A 12,438-nucleotide genomic window follows, 5' to 3' on the forward strand; every position below is an offset into this window, starting at 1 on the left:
AGCCCGGCGGCCCGCCCCCACGGCCACCATGGCGCCAACCCGGCAACACTCTGGCGCACCGTGGCGCACTATGGCGCCAGATGACTTGCAATGGCGCCACGATGGTGCCACTATTGCGTCATGGACCTCACCCCGTACGTGGACAATCTCCGCCATGAGCTCGGCGTGGCCGCCCAGGCGGGCGGCGACGAAGCCCGCGCCCTGGCGGACCGACTCACCGGGCAGCTCGAATCCGCCGCCCGGCTGACCCTGCTGAACGCCCTGTCCGACGCGATGGACGAGATCACCCGCGACCTCGCGCCCGGCTCGGTCGATCTGCGGCTGCGCGGTCTGAACCCCGAGTTCGTGGTGACCGCACCGCCCACCGCCGACCTCTTCGAGGAGGCCGAGACCGCGCTGCCGGCCCCGCCGCCCCCGGTCACGACCCCCGTGGAGGGCGAGGACGGCGCCACCTCCAGGATCAACTTCCGCCCGCCGGCCCAGCTCAAGACCCGGGTCGAGGAGGCCGCGAACCGCGAAGGACTCTCGGTCAACGCCTGGCTCGTCCGGGCCGTGGCCGCGGCCCTCGAACCGGGCAGCACGGCGGGTCGCACCCGCAAGGGCACGACGGGCGTGGGCCCCGCCGTCGGCCAGGGCTTCACCGGCTGGGTCCGCTAGCCGCCGCACATCCCACGACCCCGCGACCCGGCGACCCGGCACCCCGCGCCCGCCCGGCGCCACCGGGGCCGCCCGCGCCCTCACCGCCGCACCGAGGCACGTCACCCCGGCACTTACCTCTCCTCAGTCAAAGGACGGCACAGCCATGCCTACGTTCGAAACCCCCGCACCCCTCTCCGCCACCGTCGAGATCGAGATCGGGCGGGCCCGGATCGTCGCGGGCAAGCGCACCGACACCTTCGTCGAGGTGACGCCGAGCGACCCGGGAGACAAGCTCGACATCCAGGCCGCCGCCGAGACCAACGTCACCTGCGCGGGCGGAAAGCTGCTGGTCAAGGGCCCCAAGAAGCGCTCGCTCTTCGGCAAGATCGGCGCGGTCGACGTGACCGTCGAACTGCCCGCCGGTTCGGATCTGACCTGCAGGACGGGGCTCGGGGAACTGATCGGCGAGGGCCTGTTCGGGAACTGCCGTCTCACCACCGCCGCCGGAGACATCCAGCTGGACGAGGCCGCGGCCGTACGGCTGAAGACCTCGCACGGCGACATCCTGGTCGACAGCACGACCGGCGAGACCGAGATCCACGGCTCCGGCCGGGTGCGGATCGGCCGGATCGACGGATCGGCGACCATCAGGAACCTCAACGGCGAGACCACGGTCGGCGAGATCACCGGCGAGCTGAAGGTGAACTCCTCCAACGGGCCCATCGGCGTGGGCCGTACGGAGTCCTCGGTCACCGCCAAGACCGCCAGCGGCGCCATCCGCCTCGGCGAGGTCGTCCGCGGCCGGATCACGCTCGACTCCGCCGCCGGGGGCCTCGAGGTCGGCATCGCCGAGGGAACCGCCGCCTGGCTCGACGTACGGTCCACGGCCGGCCGCGTACGCAACGAACTGGGCGCGGCGGAGGGCCCGGGCCAGTCCGAGGAGACGGTCGAGGTCCGCGGCCGCACGAGCGTCGGCGACATCGTCATCCGCCGCGCGTAGACGCCGGGGAGCCGACGAACCGAGGGGGGAGGAAAGCCCGATGGCACACGCACCACAACCCGACACCACGGGCGCCCCCGACACCACGGGCGCTCCCGGCATCACGGGCGCCCCCCGTGCCCCAGGAGCCCCCCGCGCCTCCCGCGCATCGGCCTCCTTCGTTCGCTTCGTCGTGTTCGGCGGCGGAGTCGGCCTCGCGTCCAGCGCGGCCGTCGCCCTGCTCGCCGGTCTCCTTCCGTTCGCCCTCGCCAACGCGCTGGTCACCATCGTCTCGACGGTCCTCGCGACCGAGCTGCACGCACGCTTCACCTTCGCGGCGGGGCTCCGGCCCGCCACCGGTCGCTGCCCGCTGCGCTGCGGCCTCCGCCACCACCTGCAGTCCGCCGGAACGGCCGCCGCCGCCTTCTCCGTGACCACCCTCGCGATGCTCGTCCTGCACGCGATCGAAGGCACACCGGGTCTCGCCGTCGAGCAGACCGTCTACCTCTCCGCCTCGGGCCTCGCCGGCGTCGGCCGCTTCCTGGCACTGCGCCTGTACGTCTTCGCCACGGCCCCCGAGCAGCGGCCCGTGCCGGTCTCCGTCGACCTCCACCGGTCCCCGACGCGCCGCGAGTCGCTCACCACCGCGTCCTGACCGGACGGGAGCGGCGCCGATCCCCTCGGCCCGGCCCTCTCGGCCCGACCCCCCGCGCCGCCATGGCGCCATGCCGTGCTGCCCGCGCCCCCGGCTCCCACGCCCACGCGCGCCACACGCCACCCACCACCGGAGCACCCGCGCACCCGCGCACCCCAGGCACGCCACTCACACCCGCACCCGCCCACCCCGTCCGACCCTCAACCACCCAACGGGAGCCCCACCGTGGCTACGTTCCTCTCCGCACTCGGCCGTCTCGCCTTCCGTCGTAAGGGGGTGACGCTGCTGCTCTGGCTGTTGGTCTTCGTCGGCATGGGCGTCGCCGCCTCGTCCGCGCCGGCGCCGCCCCCCGACACGTTCTCGATGCCGGGCACCGAGTCGCAGGAGGCCTTCGACCTGCTGACCGAGAAGTTCCCCGACGCGGGCGTCGACGGCGCCACCGCGCGGGTCGTCGTCCGCGCCCCCGAGGGGACGAAGATCACGACCCCCTCGGCGCGGACCCGCGTCGACCGTCTCGTCGCCGAGCTGGGGACGTCGTCCCCGCAGGTGGTGGGCGTCGCGAACCCGTACACGTCGCCCGCCGTCAGCATCAGCGAGGACGGGACGACCGCCTATCTGGTGGTGACGTACGAGGTCCCCGCGGCGGCGGTCGACGACGCGGCGCACGACGCCCTCGACGCGGCCACCGAGCACGCCCGCGCGGCGGGGCTCACCGTCGAGGCCGGCGGTGACGCCGTGAAGATCGAGCAGGCCATGGGCGGCACGGGCGAGCAGATCGGCGTCCTGGTCTCCGCGTTCGTCCTCGTCCTGACCTTCGGCTCGATGATCGCGGCCGGAATGCCGCTGATCACCGCACTGATCGGGGTCGGCATCGGCATCTCGGGCATCACCGCCCTCGGCTCCACCTTCGGCCTCTCCGGCACCACATCGACCCTCGCGATGATGATCGGCCTCGCGGTCGGCATCGACTACGCCCTGTTCATCGTGTCCCGTTTCCGCACCGAGCGGGCCGAGGGACGTACTCCCGAGGAGGCCGCGGGACGGGCGGTCGGCACCGCCGGCTCGGCCGTCGTCTTCGCCGGCCTCACCGTGATCGTCGCCCTCGCCGGGCTCGCCGTCGTCGACATCCCGATGCTCACCAAGATGGGCCTGGCCGCGGCCGGTACCGTCGCCGTCGCCGTACTCGTCGCGATCACGCTGGTCCCCGCCCTGCTCGGCCTCGCGCCGGTCAAGGTGATGGCCCGCAAGGGGCGTCTGCGGTACGCCGTGAAGCCGCTGTCGGACCGTCAGCGGCGCCGGGCCGCCCGGCACGAGGCGAAGCTCGCCCGGAGGACGAAGCCCAACCTGGGGACGCGCTGGGCCCGTTACGTCCTGCGCCACCCCGTGGTCGTCCTGCTCGTCGGCGTGATCGGCCTCGGCACCGTCGCCGTGCCGGCCGCGAGCCTGGAGCTCGGCCTGCCGGGCGAGGGCCAGATGTCGACGCGGACGACCCAGCGCAAGGCGTACGACCTGCTCTCGGAGTCCTTCGGGCCCGGCTTCAACGGCCCGCTGACGGTCACGGTACAGACCCTGCCCACCGACTCCGCGAACGCCAGGACCGCGGCCACTGCCCCTGACACGGCCGCGGCCACGGCCGATGAGATCGGCAAGGTCCTCGCGAGGACGCCCGGCGTGGCCTCGGTCTCGCCGGCCACCGCCGACAGGACGGGCGACACCGCCCTCCTCACCGTCGTGCCCACCACCGGGCCGACCGAGAAGGAGACGGAGGAGCTGGTCCACGCACTCCGCGACACCGCCGACGACCTGGAGCGGACCACCGCGGCACGGATCCTCGTGACCGGCCAGACGGCCCTGTTCATCGACTTCTCTCAGACCCTCGACGACGCGCTCCTGCCCTATCTGGCCCTGGTCGTGGGTCTCGCCTTCCTCCTCCTGATGGTGGTCTTCCGCTCGGTCCTGGTCCCGCTCAAGGCGGCCCTCGGGTTCCTGCTGTCGGTGGCGGCGGCGCTCGGCGCAGTCGTGGCGGTCTTCCAGTGGGGCTGGCTGGCCGACGTATTCGGCATCGACGCACCGGGCCCGATCATGAGCACGATGCCGATCTTCATGATCGGCGTGGTCTTCGGCCTCGCGATGGACTACGAGGTCTTCCTGGTCAGCCGGATGCGTGAGTCGTACGCCCAGGGTGCCCGCCCGGGCGAGGCGGTCGTCGACGGCTTCCGCCACGGCGGCCGGGTGGTCGGCGCGGCCGCGGTCATCATGATGAGCGTCTTCTCCGGCTTCATCGTGGAGGACAACGACTTCGTGAAGATGATCGGCTTCGCCCTCGCGATCGCGGTCCTCTTCGATGCCTTCGTGGTCCGGATGGCGATCGTGCCGGCGTTGTTCGCCCTGCTCGGCAGGTCCGCGTGGTGGCTGCCGAAGTGGCTGGACCGGGTCCTGCCCCGGGTGGACGTGGAGGGCGAGAAGCTCACCGGGGCGCAGACGGCGCCACGCTCACCGCGGGAGAGCACGCCGGTCGGCTGATCCCCGCACGCAGCCCTCCCGCAGCCCTCCCGCAACCCCCAGCAGGCCCGACATCAGGCGCCCGATGGCACCGGCCCACCCAGGCCGGCGCCATGGGGCGCTTTCCCGCGGCCGGGATCGAACCCGGCAAAGGAGCTGGTCAGAGGAGTGAGGCGCCACGTGGCGACACCCAGACGCAAGCATGGCGCCACAATGACTCGACATGGCGCCATCGCTGTGCCACGATGATGGCGCAAGCACGGCACGGAATGGCGCCACACAAGCGCCACTCCTGTCCGAGCTTCACCCCGGCTCCGCCAGCCCGACCCCGGCCCCACCCCCAGCCCATCCCGGAAGAGAAAGGCCCGCAGACCATGAGCACCACGAACCGCCGCACGGACACGGCAACCGCAGCCGCCGCAGCGGCCACCACAGCCCCCGGCACGCGCTCCACGGCGATCTCCGCGACCGGCCTGCGCAAGTCGTACGGCGACAAGGTGGTGCTGGACGGCATCGACCTGCGGATCCCCGAGGGCACGATCTTCGCCCTGCTCGGCCCCAACGGCGCGGGCAAGACGACGACGGTCGAGATCCTCTCCACCCTCATCACGGCCGACGGGGGCGAGGCCCGGATCGCGGGCCACGACGTGAAGGCCGACGCCGACTCGGTACGCACCCTGATCGGCGTCACCGGCCAGTTCGCCGCCGTCGACGGGCTGCTGACCGCAGAGGAGAACCTGCTCCTCATGGCCGACCTCTACCACCTGAGCCGCGGTGAGGGCCGGCGCCGTACCGCCGAACTCCTGGAGCGGTTCGACCTGACCGAGGCCGCCCGCAAGAACGTCGCCACCTTCTCCGGCGGCATGCGCCGCAAGCTCGACCTGGCGATGACACTGGTCGGCCGGCCGCGGATCATCTTCCTCGACGAGCCGACCACCGGCCTCGACCCGCGCAGCCGCCGCGACATGTGGGAGCTCATCAGGGACCTGGTCACGGAGCAGGGCGTGACGATCTTCCTCACCACGCAGTACCTGGAGGAGGCCGACCACCTCGCCGACCGCATCGCGGTGCTCGACCACGGCAGGCTCGTCGCCGAAGGCACGGCGGAGGAGCTGAAGCGGCTGATCCCGGGCGGCCACGTGCGCGTCCGGTTCGCCGACGAGACCCACCTCGCCACGGCGGCCGCGGTCTTCGGTATCGCCACCGTCGACGACGAGGCGCTCACGCTGCAGATCCCCAGCGACGGCTCGGTCACCAACCTCCGCGCCATCCTCGACGCCCTGGACGGCACCGAGGCTCGGGCCGAGTCGCTCACCGTGCACACCCCGGACCTCGACGACGTCTTCCTCACCCTCACCGGCAAGCAGAACGCCCCCACCGTCCCCGCCCCGTCCCACGCCACCACCCCGCAGAAGGAGTCGACCCGATGAGCACCGCGACCCTCTCCCCGGCGAAGCCCGCCCGCTCGTACGCCCTGCGCGACTCCCTGACGATGCTGCGCCGCAACATCAAGCACATGCAGCGCTACCCGTCGATGACGATCTCGATCCTCGTCATGCCGCTCCTGATGCTGCTGCTCTTCGTGTACGTCTTCGGCGGCGCGCTCGGCGCCGGCATCGGGGCGGGCGGCGACCGCGGCGACTACATCAACTACCTGGTGCCCGGCATCATCCTGATGGCCGCGACCTCGGGGGCCGTGGCGACGGCCGTGTCGGTCTGCACCGATATGACCGAGGGCATCGTCAACCGCTTCCGCACGATGTCGATCTCCCGCGGCTCCATCCTCACGGGCCACGTCATGGGCAGCGTCCTCCAGGTCGCCACGGTCCTGGTCCTGGTCACCGGCGTCTCCCTGGCGATCGGCTTCCGGCCCGACGCCTCGGTCGTCGAGTGGGCGGCCGCCGCGGGCCTGCTCCTCTTCCTCGCCTTCGGCATGGCCTGGCTGTCCGCCGCGATGGGCATGGGCGCCAAGACGGTCGAGTCCGCGAGCAACGCCCCGCTGCCGCTGACCTTCCTGCCCTTCCTCGGCAGCGCGGTCGTCCCCCCGGAGTCCATGCCGACGGCCCTGCGCTGGTTCGCCGAGTACCAGCCCTTCACCCCGATCAACGAGACCCTCCGCGGCCTCCTGCTCGGCACGGACATCGGCAACGCCGGCTGGATCGCCCTGGCCTGGTGCACGGCCCTCGCCGCCCTCGGCTACTTCTGGTCCCGCGCGGTCTTCAACCGCGAGGTCACCCGCTGACCCCCCGGGCCGCCCACGACGGAAGGGTGGGCCCGGAAGCAATCCCGGGCCCACCCTCCACAACACCGCATCACCTCAGCACACCCCCACGCCCGTCCGCTACGCTGTCTCCGTCCGCCTTCGTAGCTCAGGGGATAGAGCACCGCTCTCCTAAAGCGGGTGTCGCAGGTTCGAATCCTGCCGGGGGCACAAGTCCGATGGCCACACCTGAACGTTCAGGTGTGGCCATCGGCCGTCTACGGCTGACACCCACGGCACTGGTCGGAATCGACCGGCCTGCATGAGGCGCGGCCCATGTGTGGACCAGCGGGACATACCAGCCCACCTCGACGCTCTTGAGCTGCCAATACGTCGGGGAGGCATGCGCCCTCTGGAGCCGTGCGCGCAGGTTCGATCCTGCACGGGCACTCAGCTCAGCTCGGAGAGCGTGATCAAGGCGCCGACCAGTGTCGCCATGCCGCGTCCGACCGGTGCCCGTGCCGCGGCCGGGCCCCGTTGACGGAGCGCTGGGCGGGGGTGAGGGAGGCCGGTGGCGGCCCAGGAGCTGGCACCCTGGTAAGCGCTGCCGGCGAGCAGACCGATCACCGCGGTGACATACACGTGGGCGGTGCCGACGGATACCCCGAAGCCGGCCGCTATCCGGGGGAGGGTGTCGTGGAGGCGCAGGTACATCAGACAGGTCCGCTGCCCTTGGCCGGCCGGCACGGTGGGAGTAGCTCTCGCAGCAGTTCCGGGGCGAGCGGATCACCACGTCGGTGGACGGGGGCTCACCCGGGCCAGCCTGGCTGGGACGCTCCTGGGCGCACCCGGCCCCCGACCGAAAGCGCTGGTCGGGGGCCGGCTCCCAGGTGCGCGTCGGTGTCGGCTCGGCCGACGGGACTCGCGCCTTACGCGTGCCCGGAACTAGAACCGTCCACGGATCTGCTTACCCGTGCCGCTCTCCGGGTGGTTCAGCGCGTCGTAGACCTTGTGGCCGGAGTCACGGGCACCGCCGGCCCAGGACACGGATCCCCGGTCGGTGACCTTGGCCGCGATGCCGCCCCAGTACTTCGCCTCGCGCTCCCACTCGATGCCCTCCAGCAGGCGCTCCAGCGTGACGCCCTCGGGAAGGGGGTCGGCGCTCCAGGACATGGTGCGGTTCATGGTCGCGCCGAGGCCGGCCACGACGGCGGGGGCGGTGACGGCGGCCTTGGCGTGGAAGAGCTCGGCGTTTTCCTGCAGGAAGGCGCCCACCGTCTCCATGACCTCGCGCTGGACGACGGCCCTGTCCGGGCGGTCGCCGCTCTCGTCGGCGGGGATGTCCTCGTGCTCGATGTTGGTCGACGCGGCGTGGATACCGGCCTTGCCGAGCATGGCCGTCGCGATGAGGGTCCGCAGGACCGACATCGTCATCCACTCCGGAGCCTTGTCCGACACCTGGCGCTTGCCGGTGAGGATGAGGCTGGACAGCGGGACCGTGGTCTCGCCGAGCGGCACGTGCAGCGACTCCATCAGCTTGCGCGTCACGGTGGTGCCGAAGTCGCGGCCGTCCATGGACATGGCCAGAGACTTGTCGACCGGAACGCCCTTCAGGTTGCGGTCGTGGAAGATCTGGCGTGCGGCCATGACACCGATGCCGTGGAAGATCTCGAACGACAGCGGGATCGCACCGAAGTCGCAGTCCTGCAGGCCGTAGGCAGCCGGGTTGTTCTTGATCCGGTGCCAGGCGGTGACCTGGGTCTCGCTGTCGAGGACGTAGAGGCCGTCCTTGATCGGCAGGGCCGAGGTGCCCTCCTCGGAGACGATCAGCGGGCGCGGCGACCACAGGGTGATCTGCGGCAGCGACCATGCGTCGTCGAAGTCCCCCCGCAGTCCGGCCGCGATGTAGTCGGCGTATTCGCCGACGTTCTTGGCCTTCTTGCTGCTCGCCGTGCCGATCTGCCGCTGGATGTCGGCGCGCGTGCGGGCGTATTCGCTGATCGGCTGCCCGGCCTTCTGGGCGCGCTTGGCGGCGTCCTCGACCTCCTGGGGGTCGTTCACGATGGCCAGCAGGTTCTCGCAGTCGATGACGCCGTTCGCCATGACCCCCTTGCGGATCTCCCGAAGGTCGGCGGGCAGTCCGGTGGTCACCGGCTTCAGAGACGCGGTCGTGTTCATGGTTCTCCCCCTCGCAAGCGGTGCCTTGACGCACCGTCATGTGTGAGGACGCTATCGGACGCATCGTCAGAGAGTCAACTGAGGTCGCCCTAGACTCCTCTTCACGCCTTCCGCAGTTCGCCATTTTGAGCTGCGGATGCGCCTAGAGCCTTGAAATCGCCACCGCGGTAGACAGTTTTTGGTCACGCTCACCGTCCGCGGTTGCGGTAGGCGTCTCCCCAGGCGGACAGGCTCACGCGGCCTGCCCTCGGCAGCCCATCCCGCCGGGTCGGCCAGGTCAGGGCTCGGAAACGCCACGCGAGCCTGTCCGCCTGGGCGCCCCGTCCGAGGACGGCTCCCGCAGCGCGGGTATCGTGCGACCCGGTCGGTCGAACAGTCTTCTCGGCGGGGGCGGCATGCACGACGAACGGATCGATGAGCGGCTGTCCGACGAGGAGCTGGAGCTGTTCGTCCAGTATCTGCACCGGTTCGCGCACCACGAGGTGGACGTCTTCCTGAACCTCGAGGTCGGCCATCCCGCGTATCCGGTCTACGTGACGTTCGGCCAGGACTACCCTCCGATCGGGGAAGCCTCGGACTGCCGGCGGCCGTTCGCGGACCGGCGGCGGCCGACGTCCGCAGCCGGTCCCGAGAACGCCGGGTAGGGGGCCCGACCGGTGATGCCGCCGAGCCGTCCCCGTCGTCTCAGCCCCGTATGTCCCCCTGTCGAGCGAAGGTGGGTTTCATGAGCCTGTTGCCGTTTGTCGATGAGCATGTCGTCGTCGTGGACTCCGGGGTCGAGGAGTTGTGGGGACGACTCGTCGTGAACGTCGGGCGGTCGCTGTCCACGGCCGGTGGGGCGCGGTACGCGCGGGTCGTGGGGGCCGTGCCCCGGGCCGCGTCCGGGGTTCGGCCGCTGGGTGTCGGGTCCGAGTTCCCCGGGTTTCGGGTCGCCCGGCTCGTGCCGGGGCGGGAGCTGGCGCTGGAGGGGCGGCACCGGTTCTCCTCGTACAGCCTCGTCTTCCGGGTCGAGGAGCTGGCGGGCGGGCGCTGTCGGCTGCGGGCCGAGACCCGCGCCGTCTTTCCCGGGGCGGCCGGGCGCGTCTACCGGGCGCTCGTCATCCGGAGCGGTGGGCACGCCTTCGCCATGCGGCGGATGCTGGCCGGATACCGGCGGCGTCCGTGACCCCCGCGGGGCCGGCTGGATACCGGCGGCGTCCGCGACCCCAGCGGAAACCGACCGGACACCGGCAGCACCCGTGACCCCGGTGGAGGCTCAGCGGAGTTCTTCCGGGCACGGCGTGCCCCGGGAGAGCTTGTACGGGGCCGCCAGGCGGTAGACGCCCGCCTTCGGGGCGACCAGTTGCGTCCATTCGTCGCCCTCCACGTCCGCCTCCGTCTTGAAGAGACAGCCCTCCTCGTTGGCGAAGACCTTCGGGATCTCGGTGTCCGACTCCTCGCGGGCCAGCTTCGACGCCTCCGTCTCCTGCGGGGGTTCGATCTTGCCGCCGTTCTCGTCCACCAGGGCCAGCCACGGCGAGTAAGGGACGCGGATCAGGACCCGGCCGGGGGTCTCGACGCGGATCACCACCTCGTTCTCCTCCGCGCTCTCCACCTCCGCCGGAGGGTCCGCCAGGGGCGTCGGGTCCGCGACCTCGTACAGGCGCCAGTTCTCGTCCGACCAGACCTGCTCCAGGTACGGCAGGCCCTCGCCGACCAGCTCCGCCTCCTGCTGCGCGCCCGAGTCGGGCGCGCCGGTCGGCAGCACCACGTAGTGGACGGCCCAGCGGTGCAGCCACTCCTCGTAGTTCACGGAGTTCAGCGTGTCGTCGTAGAAGAGCGGGTTGCGCTCCATGTCCGCCTGACGGTTCCAGCCCCGTGCCAGGTTGATGTACGGGCTCAGCGCCGAGGACTCGCGGTGGCTCGACGCCGGTACGACCTCCACCCGCGCCTTGCGCGCGTCCCGCACCTGGAGCTGGTTGACCAGCGGCGCGAGCTCGCGGGCCCAGGAGGCGTCCGGGGCCGTACGGATCACGTCGTCGACGCCCTTGAAGCCGATCCAGAAGTTCAGGCCGACGAAGGCCAGGACCAGCGCGTACCAGCGACGGGAGCGCGGCGCCGTGTACGGCAGGGCCGCCAGCAGCACGACGCCAGCGAAGAGCATCGGGAGCCGCGAGATGTTCGAGCCGATCTGCGAGTCGATCAGCCAGGTCAGCAGGGTGCCGATCGTGTACACCGCCGCCGCGGTGCGCACCGTCCGCCAGTCCTTCGGGACGAGGAAGAAGGTCAGCACTCCGAAGAGCAGCGGCAGCGCCGTCGAGCCGAAGGCCATCGGCTGGGTGCCCGAGAAGGGGAACAGCCACGAGGACAGGGCCACGACCGCCACGGGGGCCAGACCCAGCGCGTACGCGCCCGGCCGCCGGCGGTTCAGGAACAGCGCCGCCGCCGCGACCCCCAGGAACAGACCCGCCACCGGGCTGCACGCCGTCGCCAGACCCGCGAGCGGCGCCGCCACCGCGGCCTTCGCCCAGCGCTTGTGGCGCCAGCGGTGCGGCCAGCAGAACACCGCCGCGACCGCGCCGACCGCGAACATCATGCCGAGACCGAACGTCACCCGGCCCGACAGGGCGTTGCAGAGGAACGCGAAGACACCCGCGATCGAGCACGCGAGCGGATTGCGGACCGCCCGCACCCGCACCAGGATCAGCGCGGTCAGCCCCGCCGACAGCGTCCCCGCGACCATCATCGTGCTGCGCACACCGAGCATCGACATCAGGTACGGCGACACGACGCTGTACGACACCGGGTGCATCCCGCCGTACCAGGCCAGGTTGTACGCCGAGTCGGGGTGCCGGCCGACGAACTCGGCCCACGCGTCCTGCGCCGCCAGGTCGCCGCCGCTGTTCGCGAAGAAGAAGAACCACAGGATGTGGGTGACGGCCGCGAGGCCGGTGGCCACCAGGACCGTGTAGCGGCGCTTCCGCCGCGGGGCCGGGGCCGGGGCGGTGGACGCCGGGGCGGGCCGCTGCGCCGGAAGCACTATTCGCGGGAGCGAATCACTGGACGCGTCGGGTTCCGCGTGCGGACCGGCGTCGGAACGGGCATCGGGACGGGCGACGGCAGGGCCGTCGGCCCGGGCGTCGGCATGGCCGGAGTCAGGGGCTGAGTCCGCGCGGTCGGCGCGTGTCGGCTCGGCGGTGGTCACTACGGCCCTTTCCCGTGCTGCCCGTCTCACTTCTCGCGCGTGAGTCACGCGTCGTACTCGTCCCCGGGAAAACGCTAACAGCTGGGCCCCCCGGAGAACCC

The 12,438-nt window shown here is 71.7% G+C and carries 10 protein-coding genes, 1 tRNA gene and 1 pseudogene; 9 read left to right on the forward strand and 3 right to left on the reverse strand.

From position 1 onward, the window contains the following. Nucleotides 1–120 precede the first annotated feature (120 nt). From OG392_RS15665 to OG392_RS15695, 7 genes are all read left to right on the forward strand, one after another. Nucleotides 121–657, forward strand: coding sequence for a hypothetical protein (locus OG392_RS15665; protein ID WP_329279749.1), 537 nt, complete (start codon nucleotides 121–123; stop codon nucleotides 655–657). A 145-nt stretch (nucleotides 658–802) separates the two neighbouring features. Then, nucleotides 803–1,639, forward strand: coding sequence for a DUF4097 family beta strand repeat-containing protein (locus OG392_RS15670; RefSeq protein ID WP_329279751.1), 837 nt, complete (start codon nucleotides 803–805; stop codon nucleotides 1,637–1,639). A 40-nt stretch (nucleotides 1,640–1,679) separates the two neighbouring features. Then, nucleotides 1,680–2,273, forward strand: coding sequence for a hypothetical protein (locus tag OG392_RS15675; protein ID WP_329279753.1), 594 nt, complete (start codon nucleotides 1,680–1,682; stop codon nucleotides 2,271–2,273). Between the two features lie 225 nt (nucleotides 2,274–2,498). Further along, nucleotides 2,499–4,796 (forward strand): MMPL family transporter, encoded by a 2,298-nt coding sequence (locus tag OG392_RS15680; RefSeq protein ID WP_329279755.1) that lies wholly within the window; start codon nucleotides 2,499–2,501, stop codon nucleotides 4,794–4,796. A 353-nt stretch (nucleotides 4,797–5,149) separates the two neighbouring features. Continuing rightward, nucleotides 5,150–6,205 carry an ATP-binding cassette domain-containing protein gene (locus OG392_RS15685; protein ID WP_329279757.1) on the forward strand — a complete coding sequence of 352 codons (1,056 nt, stop codon included), beginning with the start codon at nucleotides 5,150–5,152 and terminating at the stop codon, nucleotides 6,203–6,205. Continuing rightward, on the forward strand, nucleotides 6,202–7,017 hold the full coding sequence (locus tag OG392_RS15690) for an ABC transporter permease (protein ID WP_329279760.1): 816 nt from the start codon (nucleotides 6,202–6,204) through the stop codon (nucleotides 7,015–7,017). Before OG392_RS15685 ends, OG392_RS15690 begins: the two co-directional genes overlap by 4 nt. 116 nt (nucleotides 7,018–7,133) lie before the next feature. Next, nucleotides 7,134–7,206, forward strand: a tRNA-Arg gene (locus OG392_RS15695). A gap of 369 nt (nucleotides 7,207–7,575) precedes the next feature. Here the strand turns inward: OG392_RS15695 and OG392_RS15700 are convergent. Next, nucleotides 7,576–7,692 (reverse strand): annotated as a pseudogene (locus OG392_RS15700) (helix-turn-helix domain-containing protein); the annotation flags it as partial. A 228-nt stretch (nucleotides 7,693–7,920) separates the two neighbouring features. After that, nucleotides 7,921–9,153, reverse strand: coding sequence for a DNA sulfur modification protein DndB (locus tag OG392_RS15705; protein WP_329279762.1), 1,233 nt, complete (start codon nucleotides 9,151–9,153; stop codon nucleotides 7,921–7,923). A 395-nt stretch (nucleotides 9,154–9,548) separates the two neighbouring features. Here OG392_RS15705 and OG392_RS15710 point away from each other — a divergent pair, with 395 nt between their 5' ends. Both OG392_RS15710 and OG392_RS15715 read left to right on the forward strand, forming a co-directional pair. Beyond that, nucleotides 9,549–9,797: a hypothetical protein gene (locus OG392_RS15710; RefSeq protein ID WP_329279764.1), complete on the forward strand. Its 249-nt coding sequence runs from the start codon at nucleotides 9,549–9,551 to the stop codon at nucleotides 9,795–9,797. Between the two features lie 80 nt (nucleotides 9,798–9,877). Then, nucleotides 9,878–10,318: a hypothetical protein gene (locus OG392_RS15715; protein ID WP_329279766.1), complete on the forward strand. Its 441-nt coding sequence runs from the start codon at nucleotides 9,878–9,880 to the stop codon at nucleotides 10,316–10,318. A gap of 90 nt (nucleotides 10,319–10,408) precedes the next feature. Here OG392_RS15715 and OG392_RS15720 read toward each other — a convergent pair whose 3' ends face one another. Next, nucleotides 10,409–12,337 carry an MFS transporter gene (locus OG392_RS15720; RefSeq protein WP_443054787.1) on the reverse strand — a complete coding sequence of 643 codons (1,929 nt, stop codon included), beginning with the start codon at nucleotides 12,335–12,337 and terminating at the stop codon, nucleotides 10,409–10,411. Nucleotides 12,338–12,438 lie beyond the last annotated feature (101 nt).

The sequence above is a fragment of the Streptomyces sp. NBC_00691 genome (assembly GCF_036226665.1).
GTDB lineage: Bacteria > Actinomycetota > Actinomycetes > Streptomycetales > Streptomycetaceae > Streptomyces.